This is a genomic window from Herbaspirillum sp. NPDC087042, from assembly GCF_044745245.1.
In the GTDB taxonomy this organism is placed as follows: Bacteria; Pseudomonadota; Gammaproteobacteria; order Burkholderiales; family Burkholderiaceae_D; genus Herbaspirillum.
In genome coordinates this window covers 476,089-501,330 of record NZ_JBIUZW010000001.1, presented here as the reverse complement: position 1 = coordinate 501,330, position 25,242 = coordinate 476,089, and the positions used below count along the sequence as shown (strand labels likewise).

19 protein-coding genes, 2 tRNA genes and 1 pseudogene are annotated in these 25,242 nt (G+C 60.7%); 16 read left to right on the top strand and 6 right to left on the bottom strand.

What is annotated here, in order from left to right:
• The 10 genes and pseudogenes from ACIPHN_RS02225 to ACIPHN_RS02180 form a co-directional block, all read left to right on the top strand.
• Positions 1 to 315, top strand: a pseudogene (locus tag ACIPHN_RS02225) (trigger factor); the annotation flags it as partial.
• A gap of 51 nt (positions 316 to 366) precedes the next feature.
• The gene (clpP, locus tag ACIPHN_RS02220) at positions 367 to 993 is read left to right on the top strand and encodes an ATP-dependent Clp endopeptidase proteolytic subunit ClpP (protein ID WP_400432091.1); all 627 of its coding nucleotides are present in this window, start codon (positions 367 to 369) and stop codon (positions 991 to 993) included.
• Positions 994 to 1,257: 264 nt separating this feature from the next.
• The gene (clpX, locus tag ACIPHN_RS02215; protein WP_400432088.1) at positions 1,258 to 2,523 is read left to right on the top strand and encodes an ATP-dependent Clp protease ATP-binding subunit ClpX; all 1,266 of its coding nucleotides are present in this window, start codon (positions 1,258 to 1,260) and stop codon (positions 2,521 to 2,523) included.
• A 282-nt stretch (positions 2,524 to 2,805) separates the two neighbouring features.
• Positions 2,806 to 5,214 carry an endopeptidase La gene (gene lon / locus ACIPHN_RS02210; protein ID WP_400432085.1) on the top strand — a complete coding sequence of 803 codons (2,409 nt, stop codon included), beginning with the start codon at positions 2,806 to 2,808 and terminating at the stop codon, positions 5,212 to 5,214.
• Positions 5,215 to 5,515: 301 nt separating this feature from the next.
• Positions 5,516 to 5,788, top strand: a complete 273-nt coding sequence (locus tag ACIPHN_RS02205) for an HU family DNA-binding protein (RefSeq protein ID WP_102663817.1) — start codon at positions 5,516 to 5,518, stop codon at positions 5,786 to 5,788.
• Between the two features lie 50 nt (positions 5,789 to 5,838).
• Positions 5,839 to 5,914: transfer RNA gene (locus ACIPHN_RS02200), tRNA-Val, on the top strand.
• Positions 5,915 to 5,939: 25 nt separating this feature from the next.
• Positions 5,940 to 6,016 (top strand) — tRNA-Asp (locus ACIPHN_RS02195).
• A gap of 271 nt (positions 6,017 to 6,287) precedes the next feature.
• Positions 6,288 to 6,791, top strand: coding sequence for a PEP-CTERM sorting domain-containing protein (locus tag ACIPHN_RS02190; RefSeq protein WP_400432081.1), 504 nt, complete (start codon positions 6,288 to 6,290; stop codon positions 6,789 to 6,791).
• Between the two features lie 552 nt (positions 6,792 to 7,343).
• Positions 7,344 to 8,975: a methyl-accepting chemotaxis protein gene (locus tag ACIPHN_RS02185; protein WP_400432078.1), complete on the top strand. Its 1,632-nt coding sequence runs from the start codon at positions 7,344 to 7,346 to the stop codon at positions 8,973 to 8,975.
• A 186-nt stretch (positions 8,976 to 9,161) separates the two neighbouring features.
• Positions 9,162 to 11,765, top strand: a complete 2,604-nt coding sequence (locus tag ACIPHN_RS02180) for a 2-oxoglutarate dehydrogenase E1 component (protein WP_400432075.1) — start codon at positions 9,162 to 9,164, stop codon at positions 11,763 to 11,765.
• A 121-nt stretch (positions 11,766 to 11,886) separates the two neighbouring features.
• Here ACIPHN_RS02180 and ACIPHN_RS02175 read toward each other — a convergent pair whose 3' ends face one another.
• The 5 genes from ACIPHN_RS02175 to ACIPHN_RS02155 form a co-directional block, all read right to left on the bottom strand.
• Entirely contained in the window at positions 11,887 to 12,387 is a 501-nt protein-coding gene (locus tag ACIPHN_RS02175) for a spore coat U domain-containing protein (protein WP_400432072.1), read from the bottom strand.
• A 186-nt stretch (positions 12,388 to 12,573) separates the two neighbouring features.
• Complete coding sequence (locus ACIPHN_RS02170; protein WP_400432069.1) at positions 12,574 to 13,068, bottom strand: spore coat U domain-containing protein; 495 nt, start codon at positions 13,066 to 13,068, stop codon at positions 12,574 to 12,576.
• A gap of 19 nt (positions 13,069 to 13,087) precedes the next feature.
• Positions 13,088 to 15,382 (bottom strand): fimbria/pilus outer membrane usher protein, encoded by a 2,295-nt coding sequence (locus tag ACIPHN_RS02165; RefSeq protein ID WP_400432067.1) that lies wholly within the window; start codon positions 15,380 to 15,382, stop codon positions 13,088 to 13,090.
• A complete protein-coding gene (locus tag ACIPHN_RS02160; RefSeq protein WP_400432064.1) occupies positions 15,379 to 16,065 on the bottom strand; it encodes a molecular chaperone in 687 nt (228 codons plus the stop codon). The genes ACIPHN_RS02165 and ACIPHN_RS02160 overlap by 4 nt, the downstream gene beginning before the upstream one ends.
• Positions 16,066 to 16,450: 385 nt before the next feature.
• Positions 16,451 to 16,939 carry a spore coat U domain-containing protein gene (locus ACIPHN_RS02155; RefSeq protein WP_400432061.1) on the bottom strand — a complete coding sequence of 163 codons (489 nt, stop codon included), beginning with the start codon at positions 16,937 to 16,939 and terminating at the stop codon, positions 16,451 to 16,453.
• A 233-nt stretch (positions 16,940 to 17,172) separates the two neighbouring features.
• On the opposite strand from ACIPHN_RS02155, the gene ACIPHN_RS02150 reads away from it, so the two are divergent.
• The 5 genes from ACIPHN_RS02150 to ACIPHN_RS02130 all read left to right on the top strand — a co-directional run bounded on the left by ACIPHN_RS02150 (position 17,173) and on the right by ACIPHN_RS02130 (position 22,218).
• The gene (locus tag ACIPHN_RS02150) at positions 17,173 to 17,310 is read left to right on the top strand and encodes a hypothetical protein (protein WP_400432058.1); all 138 of its coding nucleotides are present in this window, start codon (positions 17,173 to 17,175) and stop codon (positions 17,308 to 17,310) included.
• A gap of 213 nt (positions 17,311 to 17,523) precedes the next feature.
• Entirely contained in the window at positions 17,524 to 19,308 is a 1,785-nt protein-coding gene (locus tag ACIPHN_RS02145) for a CHASE3 domain-containing protein (RefSeq protein WP_400432055.1), read from the top strand.
• 51 nt (positions 19,309 to 19,359) lie between these two features.
• Positions 19,360 to 20,823, top strand: a complete 1,464-nt coding sequence (locus ACIPHN_RS02140; protein ID WP_400432052.1) for an ATP-binding protein — start codon at positions 19,360 to 19,362, stop codon at positions 20,821 to 20,823.
• Positions 20,824 to 20,825: 2 nt separating this feature from the next.
• A complete protein-coding gene (locus ACIPHN_RS02135) occupies positions 20,826 to 21,476 on the top strand; it encodes a response regulator (protein ID WP_400432050.1) in 651 nt (216 codons plus the stop codon).
• Between the two features lie 265 nt (positions 21,477 to 21,741).
• Complete coding sequence (locus ACIPHN_RS02130) at positions 21,742 to 22,218, top strand: response regulator (protein WP_400433161.1); 477 nt, start codon at positions 21,742 to 21,744, stop codon at positions 22,216 to 22,218.
• A 100-nt stretch (positions 22,219 to 22,318) separates the two neighbouring features.
• Here ACIPHN_RS02130 and ACIPHN_RS02125 read toward each other — a convergent pair whose 3' ends face one another.
• Positions 22,319 to 22,975 (bottom strand): Crp/Fnr family transcriptional regulator, encoded by a 657-nt coding sequence (locus ACIPHN_RS02125; RefSeq protein ID WP_400432047.1) that lies wholly within the window; start codon positions 22,973 to 22,975, stop codon positions 22,319 to 22,321.
• Between the two features lie 298 nt (positions 22,976 to 23,273).
• Here ACIPHN_RS02125 and ACIPHN_RS02120 point away from each other — a divergent pair, with 298 nt between their 5' ends.
• A complete protein-coding gene (locus ACIPHN_RS02120; RefSeq protein WP_400432044.1) occupies positions 23,274 to 25,235 on the top strand; it encodes an AMP-dependent synthetase/ligase in 1,962 nt (653 codons plus the stop codon).
• The last annotated feature ends 7 nt before the right edge of the window (positions 25,236 to 25,242 follow it).

Here is a 25,242-nt window from a genome sequence, read left to right as displayed (position 1 = left end):
CTAGTTGAGATCCTACTGTTCTGTGTCGTTGAGCGTGGCCGCGTGCGCCTGGGTCTGATCCTGGCTGAAGTGGTCAAGCAGAACAAGCTGGAAGCCACCGAAGAACAGGTCAAGGCCCAGATCGAAGATTTCGCCCAAAGCTACGAAGACCCGCAACAAGTGCTGAAGTACTACTTCTCCGACCGTCGCCGCCTGGCTGAAGTCGAAGCCCTTGTTTTGGAAGAAAACGTCGTCAACTACGTTCTCGGCAAGGCCAAGGTCTCGGAAAAGCCGGTTGCGTTCGACGAGCTGATGGGTAATCAGGCACAAGCGTAATCCGGTTTTCTCTAGTAGTATCGGAAAACTCTTTACGCTAAGGATGCATACATGACAGGTCTGATCAAGCAATCTGCACTGGACACCCAAATGCTCGGCATGGTGCCGATGGTGATCGAGCAGAGTGGTCGCGGCGAGCGCGCCTACGATATCTATTCGCGCCTGCTGAAGGAACGCATCATTTTCCTGGTTGGACCGGTCAATGATGCGATGGCCAACCTGATCGTCGCCCAGCTGCTGTTCCTGGAAAGCGAAAATCCGGACAAGGACATTTCCCTGTACATCAACTCGCCTGGCGGTTCGGTATCGGCCGGCATGGCGATCTTCGACACGATGCAGTTCATCAAGCCGCAAGTGTCGACGCTGTGCACGGGCCTGGCCGCGTCCATGGGGGCCTTCCTGCTGGCTGCTGGTGCCAAGGGCAAGCGCTTCTCGCTGCCGAACTCGCGCATCATGATTCACCAGCCTCTGGGCGGCGCCCAGGGCCAGGCATCGGATATCGAGATCCAGGCACGCGAAATCCTGTACCTGCGTGAACGTCTCAACACCATCCTCGCTGAAAAGACCGGCCGCACGGTCGATCAGATCAGCAAGGACACCGATCGCGACAATTTCATGTCGGCCGAGGCCGCCGCTGAATATGGCCTGATCGATAAGGTGCTGACCGAGCGCGCTTGAACCTGAATTGAGCGCAGCGTCGCAAGACGCGAAACAAATGCCCGAACGGAACATGGTTCGGGCATTTTTTTTGGCAAATTTCTGATGAAATCGGTATAGGGCAGCTTTTTCGGCTCTATTTGCTTGATAAATCACGCTTGCGCTGACATATAACGAACATGTCGCCGTCTCATGAAGCATTTTGGGGCAGTGAACATGACCAAGCCGTGACGGATCCGGATTTCGCGGGTATGATCGGGGCGTAACTTCTATCCTAGTAGCTCTATGTCTGAGAAAAAATCTTCCAGCGGCGAAAAACTGCTTTACTGCTCCTTCTGCGGCAAGAGCCAACATGAAGTCAAGAAGCTGATTGCCGGTCCTTCGGTCTTCATCTGTGACGAATGCATCGACCTGTGCAACGACATCATCCGTGATGAAGCCGCCAGTGTTGATTCGGTGGCTGGCGCCAAGTCGGATCTGCCCACCCCCCAGGAAATCAGCGAACTGCTGGATCAGTACGTGATCGGGCAGGTCACTGCCAAGCGCATCCTGTCGGTGGCGGTGTACAACCACTACAAGCGCCTCAAGCACCTGGGCAAGAAGGACGATGTCGAACTGGCCAAGAGCAACATCCTGCTGGTCGGCCCGACGGGCTCCGGCAAGACGCTGCTGGCGCAGACCCTGGCACGCATGTTGAACGTTCCCTTCGTGATCGCCGATGCGACCACGCTGACCGAAGCCGGCTATGTTGGCGAGGACGTCGAGAACATCATCCAGAAGCTGCTGCAGAACTGCAATTACGAAGTCGAGAAAGCCCAGAAGGGCATCGTCTACATCGACGAAATCGACAAGATTTCCCGCAAGTCGGATAACCCGTCGATCACCCGCGATGTCTCCGGCGAAGGCGTGCAGCAGGCGCTGCTGAAGCTCATCGAGGGCACCATGGCCTCGGTGCCGCCGCAAGGTGGTCGCAAGCATCCGAACCAGGATTTCGTCCAGATCGACACGACCAACATCATGTTCATCTGCGGCGGTGCGTTCGACGGCCTGGCCAAGATCATCTCGGATCGCTCCGAGAAGAGCGGCATCGGCTTCTCGGCCAGCGTCAAGAGCCAGACCGAGAAGACCAATTCGGAAGTCCTGCTCAATGCCGAGCCGGAAGACCTGGTCAAGTTCGGCCTGATTCCGGAACTGGTCGGTCGCCTGCCGGTGATCGCCACCCTGAACGAACTGGATGAGGAAGCCCTGATCCAGATCCTGATCGAGCCCAAGAATGCCCTGGTCAAGCAATACGCCAAGCTGCTGCAGATGGAAGGCGCCGAGCTGGAAATCCGCCCGGCTGCCATGCACGCCATCGCCAAGAAGGCATTGGCGCGCAAGACCGGTGCCCGCGGCCTGCGTTCCATCCTGGAGCATGCGCTGCTGGATGTGATGTATGAATTGCCCAGCCAGCAGAACGTGGCCAAGGTCGTCGTCGACGAGAACACCATCACCAATGGTGCCAAGCCGCTGATGATCTATCACGACCAGCCCAAGGTGTCGGGCGCCTGAGCGCCTGCTGCCGTGCAGGAAACAGCCAGCGCCGCAGGGGATGCGGTGCCGGCTGGTAGCAAGAAGCCACCCGAAGTCCGGTAGCCGCAAAAGCGGTAAAATAAACCGGCGAAACTACTCTGGCTTCCATCGAAAAGCCACTCGGAGTTTACTTCGTGTGGCTTTTTTATTTTGTTGCGATCATGACAACGCGCAACCGGTGTAGAAATATTCACGTTGCCGGACTTGTGTTTTGGTCACTCGTGCCAACATCATTCACAGTAATTTTTGATAAGGCCCGCCATGACGACTCCTCTACTCACAGAACAATCGCAATTGCCGCTGTTGCCGTTACGGGATGTGGTTGTCTTCCCGCACATGGTGATTCCGCTCTTCGTCGGCCGCCCGAAGTCGATCAAGGCGCTGGAAGCGGCCATGGAGCAAGGCAAGAGCATCATGCTCGCGGCCCAGAAGGCCGCCGCCAAGGATGAGCCTTCGGCCGAAGACATCTATGAAATCGGTTGCGTGGCCAACATCCTGCAGATGCTGAAGCTGCCTGACGGCACCGTGAAGGTGCTGGTCGAAGGCGCACAGCGCGCACGCATCCATCACATCAGCGAACTGGAAACGCATTTCGTCGCCGACCTGACCCCGGTGGAGTCGGAGCAGGGCGATGAAGCCGAAGTCGAAGCCATGCGCCGTACCATCGTGCAGCAGTTCGACCAGTACGTGAAGCTGAACAAGAAGATCCCGCCCGAGATTCTGACCTCGCTGGCCGGTATCGATGATGCCGGTCGCCTGGCCGACACCATCGCCGCGCATCTGCCCCTGAAGCTGGAGCAGAAGCAGGTCATCCTGGAGATCTTCAACGTCGCCAAGCGCTACGAGCACCTGCTCGGCCAGCTGGAAGGCGAACTCGACATCCTGCAGGTGGAAAAGCGCATCCGTGGCCGCGTGAAGCGCCAGATGGAAAAGTCGCAGCGCGAGTACTACCTGAACGAACAGGTCAAGGCCATCCAGAAGGAACTGGGTGAAGGCGAAGACGGCGCGGATCTGGAAGAGCTGGAAAAGAAGATCCTGGCCGCCAAGATGCCCAAGGAAGCCCTGGAAAAGGCCCAGTCCGAGCTCAAGAAGTTGAAGCTCATGTCGCCCATGTCGGCTGAAGCCACCGTGGTGCGCAACTATATCGATACCCTGGTCGGGCTGCCCTGGAAGAAGAAGTCCAAGGTCAACAATGACCTGCCCAATGCCGAGAAGGTCCTGGAAGGCGATCACTATGGCCTGGATAAGGTCAAGGAACGCATCCTGGAATATCTCGCCGTGCAACAGCGCGTGGACAAGCTGAAGGCGCCGATCCTGTGCTTCGTCGGTCCCCCGGGCGTGGGCAAGACCTCGCTGGGCCAGTCCATCGCCCGCGCCACCAACCGCAAGTTCGTGCGCATGGCACTGGGTGGCGTGCGTGACGAGGCCGAGATCCGTGGCCACCGTCGCACCTACATCGGCTCCATGCCGGGCAAGATCCTGCAAAGCCTGTCCAAGGTCGGTGTACGCAATCCGCTCTTCCTGCTCGATGAAATCGACAAGCTGGGCATGGATTTCCGTGGCGATCCGTCGTCGGCCCTGCTGGAAGTGCTGGATCCGGAACAGAACCATACCTTCTCGGACCACTACATCGAGGTCGATTTCGATCTGTCGGATGTGATGTTCGTGGCGACCTCGAACTCCTTCAACATCCCGCCGGCACTGCTGGACCGGATGGAAGTGATCCGCCTGTCGGGTTACACCGAGGACGAGAAGACCAGCATTGCGCAGCGCTATCTGCTGCCCAAGCAGATCAAGAACAACGGCCTGAAGGAAGGCGAGATCAGCGTGGCCGAATCGGCCATCCGCGACATCATCCGCTACTACACCCGTGAAGCCGGTGTGCGTTCGCTGGAACGCGAAGTCTCGAAGATCTGCCGCAAGGTGGTCAAGATGCTGCTGCTGAAGAAGCAGGAGAAGAAGATCACCGTCACCTCGCGCAACCTGGACAAGTTCCTGGGCGTGCGTCGCTTCGACTTCGGCATCGCCGAGAAGGAGAACCAGATCGGCCAGGTGGTCGGCCTGGCTTGGACCGAAGTGGGTGGCGACCTGCTGACCATCGAAGCGGTGAACATGCCCGGCAAGGGCCAGATCATCCGTACCGGTACGCTGGGCGATGTGATGAAGGAATCGATCGAGGCCGCGCGTACTGTCGTGCGCAGCCGTGCCCGCAAGCTGGGTATCAAGAACGAAGTGTTCGAGAAGAGCGACATCCACATCCACGTGCCGGAAGGCGCGACCCCCAAGGACGGTCCGTCCGCGGGTATCGCGATGACCACGGCGCTGGTCTCCATCTTCAGCGGCATTCCAGTGCGTGCTGATGTGGCGATGACCGGTGAAATCACCCTGCGTGGTGAGGTGTTGCCCATCGGTGGCCTGAAGGAAAAGCTGCTGGCGGCGCATCGCGGTGGTATCAAGACCGTGCTGATTCCCGAGCAGAACGTGAAGGATCTGGCCGAGATTCCGGACAACGTGAAGAACAAGCTGGAGATCATCCCGGTGCGTTGGATCGACAAGGTGCTGGAAGTGGCGCTGGAACGCCAGCCGGTACCGCTGAGCGACGATGAAGCCATCGTCGAGACGGCGGTGGCAGCCAAGGATGGGGCAACCGATCCGGTGGTCAAGCACTGATCTGCCAGAGTTTCATCATCGGCGTAGTCCGGTATTGAAATGTTGAAAAGCGCCTCGTGAGAGGCGCTTTTTTCTTATGCGCCGGGGTTCATGGTTCATTGCACTATTCTGAATGACTGATCCTCGCTGAAAATCACGTCAAAACCCTGAAACCCGCTTGACACCTGGGGAAGCGGCTTGTTTAATAGCCGCTGCGGAAAATTTCCGCAAGGCAAGCGACGGTGAGAGGGGCTCTGTCGTTGGGTCGCATGAGCTGTCACTTGAAATCAAACCAAACCAAATACTTGTTCGAGGGGCGTAAGTGAATAAAGGCGAACTGATTGAACACATTGCCGGTGCCGCGGATATCTCCAAGGCAGCGGCCGGACGTGCAGTAGACGCATTCATTGGTGCAGTGAAGACCACGCTGAAGAAGAATGGCACCGTGACCCTGGTGGGTTTCGGCACCTTCGCAGTGGGCAAGCGAGCAGCGCGTACGGGGCGTAATCCCCAGACCGGAGCCGCCATCAAGATCAAGGCAAGCAAAGTTCCTAAATTTAAAGCTGGCAAAGCTTTAAAAGATGCTATAAAATAATGTTCTTTCGTTGCTGAGGAAACAAAAGCAACGAGACTGTTAAGGTTGCCGGGCGCTTAGCTCAGTTGGTAGAGCGGAGCCCTTACAAGGCTTAGGTCGGGAGTTCGAGCCTCTCAGCGCCCACCAGCATCTTGCAGTCTGCACCCGTTTTGGAGCGGTAGTTCAGTTGGTTAGAATACCGGCCTGTCACGCCGGGGGTCGCGGGTTCGAGCCCCGTCCGCTCCGCCAAATAAAACGCCTCGTTCGCAAGAACGAGGCGTTTTTGTTTTTGCGCAGCAAAAACGGGCGGAGTGGAGGGAGCCGCCTGCGCGGAAACAATCCTCACTGTCGGAATTCCTTTCAATCCGAATTCCTGATGTGAGTTTTGGCGGTAGACGGCCGAAAAATGATGCATTAAATACAATAAAATCAATGGCTTGGAAACAGGGGAAGTGAGGTTTCAATTCTGGCAAGGTTATTGCATTGACAATATTGCCACTAACCGAATGAGGACTTCATCATGACTCTCACCAAGCGCCTGCTGGCATTAATCTCATTTGCCCTGGCATTCTGCATGCCAGCCGCCCACGCCAATACCGTCACCATTGACGGCACCTGGTATAGCAACACCCAAAGCTGGAGCATCACCTTCACCGGTAATGCCGACGGCGCCGGCAATATCAATCTCGCGAACCTGACGGCGCTTTCCTTCTCGGATAGTGACAGCCAGACTTTCTCGCTGGGCAATGTCAATGCTTTCGGCACCTTCAACGTCAATACCAACGTATGGTCCAGCAATGCCGCTGACTGGTTCGGCAATCTGGATGCATTCCTGACTTCAAACTACTTTGGCTCCAACTTCGGCTGGAGCCTGGCCAACGGTTGGGACTACTTCCCCCCGGTGGATTCCTACACCGTGGTGAGAAATACCGGCGGTACGGTCCCCGAGCCAATGTCGCTGGCACTGATGGCCCTGGGTCTGGTGGCCTTGCGCGCATCCCGCCGCCAGCCCAAGGCCGCTTAAGCAGGGAGCCGCAAGCCGCAATAAGCCGCAGCAAGCCAGACGCACAGCACGCGTCGACATCAATTACTAACGATCTGGTCTTGCAGGGCAGGGGCCACCTCACGCGAGGTGGCTTTTTTTTGCGCTTGCCGGCCATGCAAAGGCCGATCCTGCGCCATCCTCATGACGTACGTTTGATCACGTGGCAAGTACACTTGTTCGTTACGTGACACGCGTCCCTGCCTGGATGCTTGTCGCGTCGTAAAACATCATAAAAACTCTATTTTTACGTGACATTTCTTCAAAGTAATGTTTAACTTGTGGTGAATTTGCGGTTTCTCAACAAAAGAGACCGGCGTTAGCCGAGGCGGATTGGTTTTGAGGAATTACCCATGCTGGCAGCTCTCGATGGATAGCCACCAGCCAGGCGTAGCACCCCGACGAATCGATATAGAACCAGTAGAGATGCAGTAAGCGGATTCGCAAGAGTGTGACGACACGGAGTACGCGGGGCGTAGTGGCCGTGCCGTCGACTGCATGTTCGATATCTATTCGGGATAGGAAGGGGTGGCAATGAAGCTGGCCAATTTCAATATTGGCGTCCGCTTGGGGGGCGCATTTTCGGTAGTCTTGCTCTTGATCGTGGTGACCGCCCTGGTCGGGGTCAGGAACCAGTCATCCAATAATGCCGAGATGAACGGCATCGTCAACGAGAAGTACCAGCTCATCGCATTGAGCAACCAGATCAAGAACAATGGCTACAAGGCCAATGCGGTACTGAGCAATATTCTGCTGGCGTCCTCACCCGAGGCATCGGCCAAGTACATGGAGCAGTACGTGGGCCTGCGCAAGGCCAATACCGAGGCTTACCAGCAACTGGAAGCCTTGCTCGACAACGACAAGAGCAAAGCCCTCTATGCCGAGCAGACCACGGCGCGCAGCGCCTATGGCGTGACCGTGCGCAAGTTCTTCGAATTGATGAAGGCCGACAGTCGCGCCGAGGCAACCACGCTTTACCAGGGTGACATGTCACGCCTGCAGGTCGAGTACTTCGTCACCGTCGACAAGATGGTCAACTACCTGGCCCAGGAGATGGTCAGCGATGCCCGTCAGGCGTCCGACCAGGGTCAGATGGCCGTGGTGCAGATGATTGCCCTGTCGGCGGCAGCGGTAGTGCTGGCGTCCATCATCGGTTTCCTCATCACCCGAACCATCACTGCGCCGGTCAAGAATGCCGTGGTGCTGGCCGAGGCCGTAGCCCATGGAGACCTGTCCCATCGCCTGCAGGCCCAGGGCAAGGATGAAATCAGCCGCTTGCTGCATGCCCTGCAGAACATGAGCGATAACCTGCACGACACCGTCTCCAATGTGCGCAGCGGTACCACCGCCATCGACATGGCCGCGCGTGAACTGGCGCAGGGCAATTTCAGCCTGTCCGATCGTACCGAGCAACAGGCCAGCTCCCTGGAAGAAACCGCCTCGGCCATGGAGCAGCTGACCACGGCCGTCAAGCAGAATGCCGACAACGCCCGCCAAGCCAGCGCGCTGGCAGTATCGGCCTCGGATGTGGCGGTGCGCGGAGGCTCCTCGGTGGAGCAGGTGGTCAACATCATGAGCGCCATCAGCACGTCCTCGGGCAAGATTGCCGACATCATCACGGTGATCGATGGCATCGCCTTCCAGACCAATATCCTGGCGCTGAACGCCGCCGTCGAGGCAGCCCGGGCCGGGGAGCATGGCCGCGGCTTTGCCGTGGTGGCCAGCGAAGTGCGTGGACTGGCCCAGCGCAGTGCCGTGGCTGCAAAGGAAATCAAGTCCCTCATCGAGGGCTCCGTGGACCAGGTCAAGACCGGCAGCGCCATCGTCGAGCAGACCGTCTCCACCATCGATGAGGTCATCGCCAGCATCAAGCATGCAACCGACCTGATCACCGATATCAGCTCCTCCAGCAAGGAGCAGAGCGAGGGCATCGAGCAGATCAACCAGGCTATCAGCCAGATGGACCAGATGACCCAGGAAAACTCGGCCCTGGTGGAGCAGAACGCTGCTGCCTCCAAGGCCTTGCAAGGCCAGGCCGAGCAACTGTCGGACCTGATGGGACGCTTCAAGCTCAGCGAGTTGCTGGCGCACTCCCATGCCCACCCCAACAGACCCGGTCCACGGGTTGCCACCGTCCAGCCCGAGCTGTCCCTGATCGAGGCCTGAACGCCCGTTCCTGAGCGTTTGCGAGGAGACCGCGCGCGCCGGTTCGACGGCGCGTCGCGATAACAAAAGCGCGTCCCATCCGATTCCCTTACCCGAATGACTTCGCCACGATGCCGTGGCGCAGGCTTCGGGGGAGGTGACTCGTCCATGCTACTTGACCGTGCAGCCGCACTGAAAGGTCTCGCCATGAGTTTCCAACACCCCACTTCCGTTGCCGGCCATGCCGGCGTGCGCCAGAGCCTGGCCCATGCGCGCGTTCAGGCCTTCATCGATGCCTACAAAAGGGAAGGCTATCGCATCGCCGATATCGACCCTCTGGACAGCATCTCCGTGCCCGACATTGCCGAACTGCAGCCGCAGTACCACGCGCTGTGCGACGAGGATGTCGTCCTCTCGCAGCATCGCTTCCTCGATGGCCTGGGCCTGACCAGTGTCAGGGACCTGGCCCATCACCTGGGCAAGCTCTACAGCGGCCCGCTGGGCGTGGATTGCAGTGGTATCCGTGATGACAGCCGCGGCCAGTGGTTGCTGGCGCGCCTGGCGGCGCCAGACCATGGGGCCGAACTGGCCGGGCATGAACGGGCCGCCTTGCTCACGCGGCTGGTGGCCGCCGAGGAATGGGAGCGCTTCCTCCAGGAGGAGTACCCGCTGGGCAAGCGCTTCTCCCTGGAAGGTTGCGAGAGCCTGCTGCTGCTCATGGAGAGCCTGGCCGAGCGCGCCAGCTTCTACCAGCTGGAGAAACTCTTCTTTGCCATGCCGCACCGGGGCCGCCTGAACCTGTTGGTGAATTTCATGCAGATGCCGGCCGCCGAGATCGTGGCATATTTCGACAAGCAGAAAACCACGCCAGCCGCCGCCGGGGCGGTCGATCTGCCGTATCACCTGGGTCACCAGAGCGTACGCCCCACGGCCCATGGCCAGATCGCCCTGCTGCTGGCGCACAATCCCTCGCACCTGGAGAGTGCCTATCCGGTATTGCTGGGCATGGTGCGCGGCGCCCAGGCGCAGGATATCCATGGCCAGGTACCGGCGTCAGTGGTGATCCATGGCGATGCCGCCTTCTGCGGGCAGGGCGTGGTCATGGAGTCGCTCAAGCTGGCGCAGCATCCCGGCTATACGGTGGGAGGCACGGTACACGTCATCGTCAACAACCAGATCGGCTTCACCACCCCCAATCCGCTCGATCCCGAGAACCACGGTTATTGCACCGACATCGCCCGCGTCGTCGGTGCGCCGGTGCTGCACGTCAATGCCGATCAGCCGGAGATGGTCTTGCGCGCGGCGCGTATCGCCTTCGACTACCGCATGCAGTTCCAGTCCGATGTGGTCATCGACCTGGTTGGCTACCGCCGCTGGGGCCACTCCGAGCAGGATACGAGCACCTTCACGCAACCCTTGCTGCATGGTTTCATCGAGAAGCATCCCACCGTCACCGCGCGCTACGAGCAGGCGGCCCAGCCGGGCATGGCCGATGGCTGGCCCGGTCTGGCGCGGGCACGGCTGGAGGCGCGGGCACGCTTCCAGGCTGATGTTGTTGAAAACGGGGCGGCACACGCTCAGCCGGTAGTGCAGCCGGCGCCGGTGTTGCGAGAAAATCCGGGGCTGGCCGAGCTGCGTCATTTCGTCGAACGGATGACGACCCTGCCGGAAGGGTTCGCGGCACATGCCGCCATTGGCAAGCTGATTACCCAGTGGCAGGCCAGCGTGACGACGCCGCAGGCGGTCTGCCAGTGGACCTTCGCCGAGAACATGGCCTATGCCTCCCTGCTCAGCCAGGGACAGGCGGTGCGCATCTCGGGCATGGATGTACAGCGTGGCACCTTCCTGCACCGTCATGCCGTGTGGCATGCGGTTGATGCCGAGCAGGGCGTGCAGCGCGAATTCTGGCCGCTGCGGGAAGTGACCGTCGACGGCGCTGCGCTGGAAATCATCAATTCGCCCTTGAGCGAAGAGGCGGTGGTGGGTTTCGAATATGGTTTCAGCAGCCAGGTGCACGGTCCGGGATTGGTCATCTGGGAGGCGCAGTTCGGCGATTTCGTCAACGGCGCCCAGATCATGATTGACCAGTACATCACCTCCGGCACGGGTAAATGGGGCTATCGCTCGGGGCTCACCATGCTGCTGCCTCATGGCTACGAGGGAGTGGGGCCGGAGCACTCGACCGGATACCTCAGCCGCATGCTGCTGCTGTGCGCGCAAAACAACATCCGCGTGGCCATGCCATCGACGTCGGCGCAATGGTTCCATCTGCTGCGCCAGCAAGCCCTGGAGGGCGCCCAGCCCCTGGTGGTATTTACGCCCAAGGTGGTGTTGCATGGCGAAGCCGGTTCGCACTCGCCGCTGTCGGCCCTGATCGAGGGCGGCTTCGCGCCTTTCCTGGGTGATCGTCTTGCGCTGCCGGCGGCGCAGGTCAGGCGGGTGGTGTTGTGCAGCGGCAAGGTCTACTACGATCTGGCCAGGGGCCAGGCCGAGGCAGGCGATGATGTCACTGCCATCTTGTCGGTGGAGCAGCTCTATCCCTTCCCGGCAGCGTCGCTAGGCCAGGTGCTGGAGGGCTATCCGGCGCTGGAAGAGGTGATCTGGGTGCAGGAAGAAGAGCGCAGCCAGGGCGCCTGGCTGTGCGTGCGCGAAGACATTGAAGCCAGCCTGCCGGCGACGGTGCGCCTGCGCGCCGTTTGCCGCGACAACACCGCGTCGGGGCCGACCGCGTCCAAGAGCGTGCACCACGCCCGGCAGATGCAGCTGGTGCAGGAGGTGTTTCCGGCCACGCCCGTGACGACACAGGCTTGATCGGCGGCAATAAAAAACGGCGCACTTCAGGCTGAAGTGCGCCGTCTCCCCCTCCGGTTTCCCCGGTATGACTGCAGATGAAACTGTTGTATCGCGCAGCTTGCGCGATCGTCAAGCAAAATCAATAAGTCAGCGTGACAGTCACGGTATCCGAATAGGCACCTGCCAGCGGAGTCTGCGCGGCCGGGATCTGGCCGTAGACGGTCAGCGTCTGCAGCAGGCCGGAGCCGGTGCCGGCGACCGTGTCGGTGCCGATGGTGGTACCCCAGTTGTTGGTGTGGGCTGCATCGCGATAGAGCGAGTAGTTCAGGGTGCCGCCGCCGGCGGCGCTCATCTTGCGGGTGGAAACGGTGGAGCCGGTGCCGGTACCTGCATCCAGGCCGACGTTGTAGGTGGTGCCGTTGGTGCACAGTACGGTGATGCTGCCGCTCTGGTTCACCAGAGTCTGGGTGTAGGCGCCGAAGGCGATGGCCGAACCGACCACAGTGCAGGAGGCCACGACCGAGGCGCTGATGGTCAGCGAGGAAGTCGCGGTGGCAGCGAAGGAAGCCGGGGCACTGGAGGCCAGGACGATAGCGGCGATCGAAGCGCTGACAAAACGGTTTTGCTTGGCAAAGAACATTTGGTTTCTCCTGGTTTGGCTGCCCCGTCCTTGCCCCTTGCAAGAACTTCCCTGTGCAGCTGGTATGGAGATACTTTAATTTCTGGTTACCTTTATTGGCATCCGGGCATTCCTGAGAGTGCGTCATTTGTGCTCAGGTAAATCCTGTCAGGACAATCCTGAGTCCAGCGCCGCGCCATCCCGGTTTCAGTACGTGATGAGGATGGTCAGGGTATCCAGGTAACTGCCCGCCTTGACGTTCTGGTTGGCCGTGACCCGTCCGTAGACCGTGTAATTCTTGATGATCGGCGTCAGGACCTGCAGCAGGTAGCCGTCGGTGGCATACGCGGTACTGGAAGAGCCATCACCCCAGATGGTGGTGCGCGTCGAGTCGATATAGGCCTGGTAGTTCAGGGCGGTGGCGCCATTGAGCATCTTGCGCTGGGAGAACGCGCCACTGTTGCCGCTGCTGAGCTTGACCGTATAGGCTACCAGCAGGGACACCGTGGCCTGGCAGGTCACGGTGATGCTGCCGCTGTTGTCCAGATTGCTATTGGACTGGGGATCGTACACGCCAAAGGCCACCGGCGTGGAGGTGGCCGAACATAGCGTCTGCGCCTGGGCGCCGCTGGCCGGCAGCAGCCCCAAGACCAGGCATGGCAGGATGGCAAGGCCGGGCAGGGTGGCAAGTCGGTGTCTCATGTCGGCTCCATGGCGGACCTCAGCGGCAGATCACGACTTCGTTGATCATGCCGCCCTCACTGCGGTCCGGTGGCGTGAGCGTGGCCTGGCAGCGGGCTCCGGAGGGGAGCAGTACGTCCAGGGTATTGACCGGGGCCAGCTCCTGCAGATAGCTCACGCCGTCATACCCGACCGGCGCCTGCAGGCCGGTTTCGCGCACCCGGATCGACGAACCCAGCGGCAGGTAGTTGCCCTCGCCATCCTTGAGCGTGATGGTGACATCGGAGGCGCGCCGGGTCGTGAAGTTGACCAGCACGCCGGAGCGGTCACGTGGCTTGACGTACTGGTCGGACTGGTCCAGCTGCAGGGTCAGTGGCAGGTCCAGCACATCGACGGAGATCTTGTTAACGTCGTAGGCGCGCAGATTGCTCAGCAGCAGTTGGCCGTTGTCGTCGGTGCGGCCGGCGTAGCGGTTCTCCGTATAGATACCCACGTTCTTGACGCCGCTGGTATTGACCAGGGCAAAGCTGTCATCGATCCAGTCCGCGGCGAAGACACTGCCATCCATGACCGCGAATGCGCCGCGCGCGCCGACGCGCTGGCTGGTGACATTGGCTGACTGCGAGGCGGCCATGTTGAAGCTGCCATAGCGGCTCTTGTAGTTGAGCTGCCCCAGGCGTTGCTGGTAGCTGCCCTCGGTGTCTTGCAGCTGCCAGCCGAGGTCGCCGATGGCCACCGTCGAGCGGCCAGCCTGCAGGGTCGTGGTGCGCTGGCCGTTGTTGCTGCCCACGCTGGCGCCGGCGACATCGCGGCCGCCCAGCGGAATGATCAGGCCCACTGTTGCGCCATAGCCGCTGTTGCGGAAATCCCGGTAAGCCGTCAGGTACATGCTCGCATTGCTGCCCACCGACTTGAAATAGGTCACGGTGAGGGTCTCGCTGTCGGCCAGGCCGGTGGTGCCGAGGTCGGTGAAGAGCAGCGGGCTCTTGGTCCTGGCATAGGCCATGCTCAGGGAACCAGCGCTGCGCAGGTTCACGCCCAGCGTGGCCACCGTGGCGCTGCGCGAGACCGGCGCACCTTGGACCGCGCCGATATCCTGGTAGCCCTCGGTGGACTGGGTACGGCTGATCGACATGCTCAGTGGATCGGCATTGCGTTCGATGGCCAGTGATACCTGCTGTCCGGAACTGCTATCGGAGCGGCTGGCCGCCACGGCCGAGGCCAGTACCGCGCGGTTGTCCAGGTTGAACACGGCACCACCGCCGGCCAGCGTCAGGGCGCGCATGGCTTCGGCATGTCCCTCCAGGGTGATCCAGTCGTTCATGCCGTGGCGCGCCGTGCCGGAGAGGGCGAACTGGCCATAATCATTGCTGCGCAAGCCATAGTTGCGCCTCACCCAGCCGCCCTCGACCGAGTAGGAAGACAAGCCCGTCTTGAGCAGGCGATCGGTGGCATAGAAGTTGACCGTGCGGAAGGTCTGGCGGCCCAGCTCGTCGGTGACGGCGACGGCGATCTGGCCGGCGCCGCTGGCAATGGGCGGTTGCCGGATCTCGAAGGGGCCGGGCGGCACCGGTTGCGACAGTTGCCGCACACCGTTGACGAACAGGTCGACGGTCGACGGCACCACCGTCTCGCCGCCCAGGGACGGCGTAGGGAAGCGCACCAGGTCGGGCCGCAGGCTGAAGTCGGAGGCGTACTGGAAGCCCCCCATGCGCACCGAACGGCTCCAGGCCAGGCTGCCATTGATGACGTCGCCCGCGCGATAACGGATCAGGCTGGAGGGTTCGGAATAGGTATAGGTGCTTTCCAGGCGCGCGGAGACACCGCCGCTATTGCCGGTATAGCCAAGACCGGTCGAGCTGAACACGCTGCTGCCGGAAAACCAGCGGCCATCGAACAGGCCGCCCAGGGCATGCTGGCCCTGGCTGTTGCTGGCCAGTAGGTCGTAGTTGAGCACCAGTCCGCGCCCGCCGGGCGAGAGCGGGACCTTCTCGGCAGTGCTGTTGGCGTCGATGTCGGTGGTATTCATGAATCGGGCCGGAATGGCAAGGTTGATCCGGGCGCCGGCTTCGTCCAGATCGATCTGGCTGGCGATGGAAGAAATCGCCACCAGGTCGTCGTCTGCGCCATCGATGCGCAGCTTCAGGCTGCGCAGTTCTGCGGTGGTCGCGTAAAGCTGTTGCTGGCGACGCGTGAACTGCGCTACCAGGTCGGTCCCGCGGCCATTGATGGACACCTCCAGCAGCAGGATGTCCTCACCCGGCTGGGCGGCGCGTCCGACCACGCCCACCAGCAGCAGGATCAGAGCCAGTAGCCAGCGCGAGAGGCAACTCAAGGCGCGACGGTCAGTTCGGCATCAATCGGCCCGGTATCGCTGTTGGCGCTCAACTTGACTTTGCTGCCAGTGGCGAGCGGGGTCTCGGTATCGATCACGTACTGGCGCGTCACCCCGGCCAGCGTATAAGGGTTGCTGCCGGCCGGGGCCTTGATGGTCTTGCCATTGGGCAGGGTCAGCATCAGGTCGAGCAGGCGCGAGCGGCGATTGCCGGTGTTCAGCACCTGCAGTCGGGCAGGTTTGCCGGCACGTAACTGATAGTCAAGCTGTGTCTTGGCCTGGCCATTGGCGGCGATGAACACGGGCATCGAGATGCGGAACTTGAAGTTGATCGTGGCGCCCTCGGCGGCCGAGGGGATCTCGTCGATCAGCAGCCGGAACGCGATCTCGCTGTTGCCGGCGGCTTGCTTGGAGACCACCCGGATGACCTGCGATGCGCCAGGCGCCAGGCTGAAGACCGGCGGACTGATGATCAGGTTCTGGGTCGGCTGCAGGTCGTCCTTGCTGTCAACCTGGTTCCAGTCGAAGGCGCGGATCTGCAGCGAGACGACGTGGTTGTCGTTGTTGACGATCTTGACCACGCCAGCGGTGCGCGAAGACGAAAGCTCCAGCACCACCGGGGCGATCTCGAAGTTCGACGCCAGCGCCGCTTGTATCCCCCCTGCGCTTACGAGGCAGGCCATGGACCAGAACCTGGTCAGCCGCCAAAAAATGGATCCGGATCTCGTCACGCTACGAAATCTCCACTCTAGTTGTCAGGCGAATGTCATTTTTTCTAGAGTAAAACGAAAAGATAGTTAAGTAATCGTCAAAGTTGCAGGCAAGCCACAAAATTTGATCAAAAGTTAAGAAATTAAGTGAATCGGCGTGACTAATAATGCCATGCGACAAGTTGATTGACGGCATGACCCAAGTGAGACCGGATGAAAGAAGAGCGCGAGCGGGAGTGACTAAGGGGTGGGATCAGGAAGAGATATTGCAGACGACATGCCGCCAGCATGGTCGTAACTGGCCGCCAGGAGCGCCTACATCAGGCGGGCCGAATGCCGCCGCCGCAAGCCAGTGTGATCAGTAGGACAGGGTAATGGCGACCACGTCGCTGTAGACGCCCGCACGCGAAGTCTGCCCAGCGGGGACGTAGCCGTAGACCGGAATGCTCTGGCTGTTGCCGTTGCCTACGCCGGACAGCGTATCGGTGCCGTTGGCATTGCCCCAGGTGCGAGTGCGTGCGGCATCCTGGTACAGGCCATAATTAAGCGAGTTGCTGCCATCGGTGCTGACCATCTTGCGGTTGGCGGTGCTGGCACCGGAGGCCGTGCCGGCATCCAGGCTCACCGTATAGCTGGTGCCGCTGGAACAGGTCACGCCGATCTGGGCGTTCTGCTGGATGGCGCCGGAAGAATAGGTGCCGAAAGGCAGGGCGGCGCTCTGGACGATACATTGCGTCGGCACCATGGCTGTGATGTCGAGATTGCCAGTCGAGCTTGCCGCCAGTAGCTCTGGCGCGTAGCAAAATAAAAGACCGGCGGCCAGCAGGAAAAGATGCGAATTTTTCATTGTTGTAGGGTGCCGGCTAGTCACAATAAAAGCTTGATACTATTATAGAATTAATTCGAATAAATATTCAGGAAAGTGCGAAGAAGCAACAGCGTCGTCGAGACGTGATCGATGCAGATAGAGTAATTTGCTATAAGAATGAAAACATTTGATAGCAAGGAATCATTTTCCGGTCGGTGGCTGCAGGCCCCGGCAATGTCTGCCTGCGGTCGTTGCCACTGTCCCGGAGGCCCATGTCAGTCGTCACTTGCCGTTTTCTCGCAGGGAAAGCGGCGGCGTTCCACCCTGACGGCCGGGCAGCAACGGTGTCTATCCTGATGCGAGCAAGAAGCGGTGCCATCGTGGTGATCGAGGATGGCGGTATTGGCTGACCAGGAGAGTAACCAAGTTGCACGTGTACAGAGTGACTGTGAAGCGAAAGGGTAGCGGTAAGGCAGTGCTGCGATCCGCCTCTGGCGGCTTGCAGGATATCGAGGAACTTGCGCGTGCATGCGCTCTCTGGAGAAGACATGAACACATGCACTGCCGGGCGCTTGCCTGGTGACGCAAGCGGGTTGGATGCTTGCTGCCTATTGGTTTGAACCATGCCGATGAACAAACAAAGCGGACTGGCCCGTGCCAGTACAGGCATATTCTTCTTCCTGGCCTTGCTGCTCCTTCTGGGCGTGGCCGGTTTTTCCTATCGCAGCGTGCGTGACTTCGAGGAGCGTGCGGTCTGGCTGCAGCACACCCATACGGTGCTGAAGGTGCTGGAGGAGGCCAATTCCACCGTGCGCGATGCTGTCAGCAGTTCGCGTGGGTACGTGTTGTCGGGCAACGAGGAGTACCGCGCCAGCTTCGATACCGGGGCACGGCAGGCCGACGCCCTGATGCGCGAGCTGCGCCGGCTGATGGTCGACAACGTCCAGCAGATGCGCGTACTGGAGCATACCGAGGAGCTGGTGATCCAGCGCCTGACCATGGCGCGGCAATTGCTGGAGATAGATCGGACGGTGGCGCGCCAGCGCGTGCTGGAAGGCAAGGCCCTGAGCGACCAGATCCGGGACGGCTTCAACGAGATGAAGGGCAACGAGAACACGCTGCTGGCCACGCGCTCGCAGGAGACTGCGGCCAGCGCCGACCTGACCATCCTGATGGTGCTCAGCGGCAGCCTGGTGAGCATCACCCTGCTGGTGCTGGTCTATAACAAGCTGCGTCGCGAGATGCGCCGGCGCATCGAGGCACAGCAGCGTGCCCAGGCCTATTCCGACGAGATCGAAGACCTGTACAACAATGCCCCCTGCGGTTATCACACGGTTGACGAGACCGACAAGAAGATCATCAAGATCAACGATACCGAGCTGAAGTGGCTGGGCTATACCCGTGACGAGGTGGTGGGGCGCATGACCCACACCGACCTGCTGGCACCGGCCAGCGCCGAGCGCTACCTGCGCGAACTGCAGCCGCAGTTCCTGCTCCGGCGCGAGATCAGCGGCATCGATCTGAACTATCGCCGGGCCGATGGCAGCGAATTCACGGCGCTGGTCAATGCCACCGCCATTCCCAGCCGGGATAACAGCCGTCTCATCAGCCGCACCGTCATCTATGACATCTCGGACCGCAAGCGCGCCGAAGACGAGATCGAGGCCCTCAATGCCGATCTCAAGCGTCAGGCCCAGCATCTGCACAGCGTGAACAAGGAACTGGAGAGTTTTTCCTATTCCGTCTCGCACGACTTGCGCGCGCCGCTGCGTGCCATCTCCGGCTACGCCATGATCCTGGAAGAGGACTACGCGGCAGCCATCGATGAGAAGGGCCGCGAGCAGTTGCAGGTGATCCGCCGCAACGTGCGCAAGATGGATGAGCTGATCAATGACCTGCTCAAGCTGGCCAAGTCCACCACCGGCGAGCTGACGCTGGAGCGCTTCTCCATGGATGACCTGGTGGCACAGGTGATCGCCGGGCTGCGCCAGGAGAATCCAGGCGTCGAGTTCGAGGTTCCACGGCTGGAGGGTGCGGTGGCCAATCGTGGCCTGATCACCCAGGTGTGGGAAAACCTGCTCAGCAATGCCGTCAAGTTCAGCAGCAAGAGCGAGCGGCCAGTGGTGCGGGTGAGCATGCTGGTGGGGCCGGAGGAGTACATCTACGGCGTGCATGACAATGGCGTGGGCTTCGACATGCGCTATGCGCACAAGCTCTTCGGTACCTTCCAGCGTCTGCATCGCCAGGAGGAATATGCCGGAACCGGTATCGGCCTGGCGCTGGTGCAGCGTATCGTGATCCGTCATACCGGCCGGGTATGGGCCGAGAGCAAGCCCAAGGAAGGCGCGAGCTTCTATTTCTCGCTGCCGCGCAAGGGCCTGGCGCCGGGCCTGAACGAAATTAGATGAGGCCCTCCTGGGCCGATGAATGTGAGAGTGTGAACCTGTGAGACTGGAGCCATGAGTATTCCCCTGCGAGTACTGTTTGTCGAAGACATGGAAGAAGACGCCGTGCTGATGGTGCGAGAGCTCAAGCGCGGCGGCTTCGAGCCGACCTGGCAGCGCGTGGATGATGAACAGGCGCTGCTGGCGGCGCTGCACGAGCAGCGCTGGGATATCGTCATTTCCGACTATTCCATGCCCATGTTCAGCGGCGTGGAGGCATTGAAGCTGGTCAAGCAGGACAATGACCAGACCCCCTTCATCATCGTCTCCGGCGTGATCGGCGAGCAGACGGCGGTGGAGGTGATGAAGGCCGGCGCCCAGGATTACTTCCTCAAGAGCGCCATCGCCCGCCTGCCGCATGCGGTCGACCGCGAGCTGCGCGATTCCCAGGCCCGTCGCAAGCAGCGCGCCAGCGCCCAGGCGCTGCGCGAGATGCAGGCACGCTTCAATGCCTTCATGAATGCCGCGCCGATGCCGACCTGGATCAAGGATTCGCAACTGCGCTACAGCTACGTCAATCCGGCGCAGTCGGCGTTCTTTGGCATGACGCCCGGGGACATGGATGGCATGACCGATGCCGAGCTCATGAGCACCGGTGCCGCCGAGGCGTCGCAGGAGTACGACCGCAAGGTCCTGGAAGAGAAGTGCGAGCTGCACACCCAGGAAACCGTGTTCGACCATAACCACAATGCCCGCATCCTGGATGTGGTGCGGTTTCCCATCAGTGGCGAAGGCAAGGGCGACATGGTCGCCGGCCTGGCCATCGACGTCACCGAGCGCGAGCAGTCGCGGCGCGAGCTGGAGCTGGCGATCCAGCGCCAGCAACTGCTGTCCTCGCGCGTGATCGAGGTGCAGGAGCGCGAGCGCCAGCACCTGGCGCGCGGCTTGCACGACGATGTCGGGCAGTCGCTCACGGCGCTGAAGATCAATCTCGAAACCATCAAGAAGACCGGCACCCTGGAAGGGCCGTCGCTGCAGAATGGCATCGATATCGTCACCGCCGTGCTGGCCCAGGTGCGCAGCCTGTCGCTGGATCTGCGTCCGCCCCAGCTGGACAACCTGGGCCTGATCGCGGCGCTGCGCTCCTATGTGGAGCAGAAGTCCAAGCTGGCCAATGTCAGTGGCTGGTTCGAGAGCAGCGGCCACGACCGCGAGCTGCATCATGACATCGAGAACACTGCTTTTCGCATCGTGCAGGAAGCGGTCACCAATATCCTGCGCCACGCCAAATGCCAGAACATCTGGGTCAAGGTCGATCGCCAGCAGGATCAGGTCTTCCTCAGCATCCGCGATGATGGTCGCGGTTTCGACATCGAGCGTGCCCGCAGCAACGCCATTTCCGGTACCAGCTTCGGCTTGCTCAACATGGAAGAGCGGGCCGTGCTGGTAGGCGGATCCATGGATATTTCATCGGCGCCCGGCGCAGGGACGGAAATCGTCATGCACCTGCCGGTTGCCCCCATCGTCAGGAGGATGTAACCATGCTCACCCGAATCATGCTGGCCGACGACCACGCGCTGGTGCGCAGTGGCATCAAAGCCTTGCTGACCGCCATGCCCGGCGTGGAAGTGGTCGGCGAGGCGTCCGATGGCGCCGAGGTCATCGAGATGATCCCCAAGCTCAACCCCGACCTGGTGCTGCTCGATATCGCCATGAAAGGGATGAATGGACTGGAGGCGCTGCGCCGCCTGCGGGGCGATTATCCGACCATCCGCTTCCTGATGCTGTCGATGTATGGCAGCGAGGAATACGTGATGCAGGCCTTGAATGCCGGCGCCAATGGCTACCTGTTCAAGGATTCGGCCGCTACCGAGCTGGAGAAGGCACTCTACGAGGTCAAGCATGGTCGCCAGTACCTCGATTCGCACATTTCGCGCGAGGCCCTGGACAACTACATGAAGCGCGTGGCCCAGAACGGCACGCCGGTGGAAGTGCTCACGCCACGGCAGCGCGAGATCCTGCAATTGATTGCCGAGGGCAACAATACCAAGGAGATCGCTTACCAGTTGAACGTCAGTGCCAAGACCATCGAGACGCACCGTGCGCAATTGATGGAGCGGCTCGATATCCGCGACGTGCCCGGCCTGGTGCGCTATGCCATTCGCACCGGCATCGCCACGCCGGACAAGTGAGACATGGCGATCGGCGAGGCGGATGGCCGTCAGGAAAAATCTGATTCCTTTTGAAATCGCCTGTGCAATAATCCCCTGACAGTGCTGGAATCGGCGTCGGCACTGGTTTTTTGGTATTTCGCCGATGCTGGACAATTTCCTGTTTGACAAGATGGGGCGGCAACGTGGATGCGAGGGGAGCGTAGACGTTGCGGCGGAACCAGGAAATGGTCAGACCAACAAGAAGAGTTCCAGCTTGAAATTTACTGAAGAAAGCGATCCATCCATGGATATCGAGCAATATGACATCATCCTCGTCGACGACAGCCCGGAAGTGGCCGAGTTGACGCGCCTGGCCCTGGGCACGCGCAAGCTGGCCGACAAGCTGACCTGGTTTGCCGATGCGGAACTGGCCGAGGAATTCTTTTTCCAGGGGGACTATGCCAGCCGCAAGGATTTGCATCCTTACCTGATCCTGCTGGACTTGAACCTGCCGCTGATGAGCGGGCATGATTTCCTGAAGATCATCAAGTCCAATGCCGCGACGTCGCACATTCCGGTGGTGATGTTCTCGTCCTCTGACGACCAGCGCGATATCAACCAGAGCTATGAACTCGGCGCCAATGGCTACGTGGTCAAGTCCACCGATCCCAAGGAATTCATGGGCACCGTAGCCGACACGGGCATCTACTGGCGCAACCGCAACCGTCCGGCGCGCATGGGTGAGGCAGGGGAGACGGGACCGGTTTCCGGCACAGCCTGAGCAGTTTTTTGCTGTCCGTGCGCAATCGATTGCGCATCTGAAAAAAGCGCGGCCTGGCCGCGCTTTTTCATGTCTGCCCGGGGTGACCGGATAGGTGAAGTCAGCCGGGAAATTGCCTCAGGCCATCGAGGTCATTGATGGTGATGCTGCCGTAGTCGACCTTGAGCAGCCCAGCCTTCTCCAGCACCTGCAAGGCCTGGTTGGCGCGCTGGCGCGACGTGCCGGAGAGATTGCCGACTTCCTCCTGCGAGATCTGCAGGTTCAGGCCGATGCCCGGATTGAGGTAGGGATTGAACAGGGCTGCCAGGCAGCGCGCCACGCGGGCATCGGGTTCCAGCATGCGGTCGTATTCGACCAGCGAGATGAACAGCCCCAGGCGCTCGTTCAACTGCGTCACCAGGAAGCGGTTGAAGGGAATGCTGTTGTCCAGCAGCCAGATATAGGTGGACTTGGGCATGTAGAGCAACTCGCTCTCGCGCAGTGCCACCACATCGTACTTGCGCGGCTCGTCCTTGAGCAGCGAACCTTCTCCCAGCCAGCCGCCATTGGCCATGCCGGCAAAGGAAACCGTCTTGCCCTCAGGCGAGACACTGCTCATCTTCAGCAAGCCTTCATGCACACCGATCCAGTGGGCGACCGGATCGCCCTTGCGGCAGACGTAACCGCCGGCGGGAATCTTGCGGCTGACCACTTCCGACTCCACCCGGGCCAGTTGGTCTTCCGTCAGTGCCTGCGCCCAGATGCTCTTGGACAGCATGCGTCGTATTGGTGTCTCCATGATGATGCGTCGCAATATCAAAAGTTTTGTCAATTGTCCGTGAGATGACATCCACTGGCAACAACTGACTCTACTATCATCGCAAAAAAGGGCTTCAGGCCCGGAGAAGGAAATAAAGAGAAATAGAGACAGGACAGCTGGCACACCAGGCCGATCGATGCCGCAGTAAGAGCAGCGTAAGCCTGGCGGCACAGACTGATCCGACACCGGGTTCGCTTCAGGGACCGAGACAAGAGACCGAGGCGAATCTTTCGAACCTGCACACTAAGGTGGGAAGATGGTGGAGACGAGACAAGACAAGGATGCCGCGACCTTTCCGCGGCTGTTGCTGGCGCATGCCCAGAGCCGCCCCACGCGGCCGGCCTTCCGCGAGAAGGACCTGGGCATCTGGCAGACCACGAACTGGCGCCAGGTGGCCGATGAGGTGCGCGCCTTTGCCTGCGGCCTGGCCGCCCTGGGCTTCAAGCGCGGCATGAGCCTGGCCATCATCGGCAACAACTGCCCGCGCCTGTACTGGGCGATGTCGGCGGCGCAGGCCCTGGGAGGCATGCCGGTACCGCTGTACCAGGACGCACCGGCGGCCGACATGGCCTATGTGCTCACCGATGCCAATGTCGATTTCGTCATGGCCGAAGACCAGGAACAGGTCGACAAGGTCTTCGAGATCAAGGAGCAACTGCCACGCATCGCCCACGTCATCTATGACGATGAGCGCGGCATGCGCAACTACCATCAGCCCGAACTGCTCTCCTTTGCCCGCGTGCAGGAGTTGGGCCGCGCCTACGAGCGCGCCCATCCGGATTTCTTCCAGAACGAAGTCAATGCCGGCAGCCCTGACGATGTGGCCATCATCCTCTACACCTCCGGGACCACCGGCAAGCCCAAGGGCGTGTGCCACTCGCACCGGGCCATGGTCACCACGGCCCGCACGCTGGTGGAGTTCGACCACCTCGACGAGAACGACGACATTCTCTGCTACCTGCCACTGGCCTGGGTGGGTGACTTCCTGTATTCGTTCGCCCAGCAGCACGTGGCCGGCTTCTGCCTCAATTGCCCGGAGTCACCCAATACGGTGATGACCGACCTGCGCGAGATCGGCCCGACCTACTACTTCGCACCGCCGCGCGTGTACGAAAACATCCTGACCCAGGTGATGATCCGTATCGAGGATGCGGGCTGGCTCAAGCGCAAGATGTTCCATGGCTTCATGGGCGTGGCGCGCCGGGTCGGCATGCGTATCCTCGACGGCAAGTCGGGTGTGTCGCTGCTGGATCGCCTGCAATATGCGCTGGGCAATTTCCTGGTGTATGGCCCGCTGAAGAACGTGCTGGGCATGTCGCGCCTGCGCGTGGCCTATACCGGCGGCGAGGCCATCGGCCCGGACCTGTTCGACTTCTATCGCTCACTGGGCATCAACCTCAAGCAGCTCTATGGCATGACCGAGACCTGCGTGACGGTGTGCATGCAGCCCTCGGGCGACGTCAAGCTCGACAGCGTGGGGCGTCCGATGAAGGGCGTGGAAGTCCGCATCGACGACAGCGGTGAAGTGCTGGTGCGCTCGCCCGGACTGATGAAGGAATACTTCAAGCGTCCCGAAGCCACCGCTGAAGCCATCGACGCCAATGGCTACTTCCATACGGGCGACGCCGGCTTCTTCGACAGCGACGGTCATCTCAAGATCATCGACCGCGCCAAGGATGTCGGCAAGATGGCCTGCGGCAGCATGTTCGCGCCCAAGTACATCGAGAACAAGCTGAAGTTCTTCCCCTTCATCAAGGAGGCGGTGACCTTCGGCAATGGCCGCGAGCAATGCATGGCCTTCATCAACATCGACATGGATGCGGTGGGCAACTGGGCCGAGCGGCGCAACCTGCCGTATAGCGGCTATACCGACCTGGCTGCCAATCCGGCCGTCTACGAGCTGGTGCGCGAGTGCGTGGAGAAGGTGAATGCTGACCTGGTGGCCGATCCGCTGCTGGCCGATTCGCAGATCCATCGCTTCCTGGTGCTGCACAAGGAGCTCGATCCCGACGACGAGGAGCTGACCCGTACCCGCAAGGTGAGGCGCGGCTTCATCGCCGACAAGTACGCGCTGCTCATCGAGGCGCTCTATGAGGGCAAGCCCTCCCAGTACATCGAGACGCAGGTGAAGTTCGAGGATGGTCGCCAGGGCATGATCGCTGCCGACCTCAGGATCGCCGACGCCAAGACCTACAAGACGCTGCAAAGCGCCGCCTGAGAAAAAC

Excerpts from the sequence above, each read along its gene's own strand:
- ACIPHN_RS02125 (WP_400432047.1), bottom strand. The coding sequence starts at position 22,975 with ATGCTGTCCAAGAGCATCTGGGCGCAGGCACTGACGGAAGACCAACTG.
- ACIPHN_RS02175 (WP_400432072.1), bottom strand. The coding sequence starts at position 12,387 with ATGTTCTTTGCCAAGCAAAACCGTTTTGTCAGCGCTTCGATCGCCGCT.
- ACIPHN_RS02140 (WP_400432052.1), top strand. The coding sequence starts at position 19,360 with ATGAGTATTCCCCTGCGAGTACTGTTTGTCGAAGACATGGAAGAAGAC.
- clpP (WP_400432091.1), top strand. The coding sequence starts at position 367 with ATGACAGGTCTGATCAAGCAATCTGCACTGGACACCCAAATGCTCGGC.
- ACIPHN_RS02150 (WP_400432058.1), top strand. The coding sequence starts at position 17,173 with ATGTCAGTCGTCACTTGCCGTTTTCTCGCAGGGAAAGCGGCGGCGTTC.
- ACIPHN_RS02155 (WP_400432061.1), bottom strand. The coding sequence starts at position 16,939 with ATGAAAAATTCGCATCTTTTCCTGCTGGCCGCCGGTCTTTTATTTTGC.
- ACIPHN_RS02180 (WP_400432075.1), top strand. The coding sequence starts at position 9,162 with ATGAGTTTCCAACACCCCACTTCCGTTGCCGGCCATGCCGGCGTGCGC.
- ACIPHN_RS02135 (WP_400432050.1), top strand. The coding sequence starts at position 20,826 with ATGCTCACCCGAATCATGCTGGCCGACGACCACGCGCTGGTGCGCAGT.
- ACIPHN_RS02145 (WP_400432055.1), top strand. The coding sequence starts at position 17,524 with ATGCCGATGAACAAACAAAGCGGACTGGCCCGTGCCAGTACAGGCATA.
- ACIPHN_RS02120 (WP_400432044.1), top strand. The coding sequence starts at position 23,274 with ATGGTGGAGACGAGACAAGACAAGGATGCCGCGACCTTTCCGCGGCTG.
- ACIPHN_RS02170 (WP_400432069.1), bottom strand. The coding sequence starts at position 13,068 with ATGAGACACCGACTTGCCACCCTGCCCGGCCTTGCCATCCTGCCATGC.
- ACIPHN_RS02185 (WP_400432078.1), top strand. The coding sequence starts at position 7,344 with ATGAAGCTGGCCAATTTCAATATTGGCGTCCGCTTGGGGGGCGCATTT.
- ACIPHN_RS02130 (WP_400433161.1), top strand. The coding sequence starts at position 21,742 with ATGGATATCGAGCAATATGACATCATCCTCGTCGACGACAGCCCGGAA.
- ACIPHN_RS02190 (WP_400432081.1), top strand. The coding sequence starts at position 6,288 with ATGACTCTCACCAAGCGCCTGCTGGCATTAATCTCATTTGCCCTGGCA.
- ACIPHN_RS02160 (WP_400432064.1), bottom strand. The coding sequence starts at position 16,065 with ATGGCCTGCCTCGTAAGCGCAGGGGGGATACAAGCGGCGCTGGCGTCG.
- clpX (WP_400432088.1), top strand. The coding sequence starts at position 1,258 with ATGTCTGAGAAAAAATCTTCCAGCGGCGAAAAACTGCTTTACTGCTCC.
- lon (WP_400432085.1), top strand. The coding sequence starts at position 2,806 with ATGACGACTCCTCTACTCACAGAACAATCGCAATTGCCGCTGTTGCCG.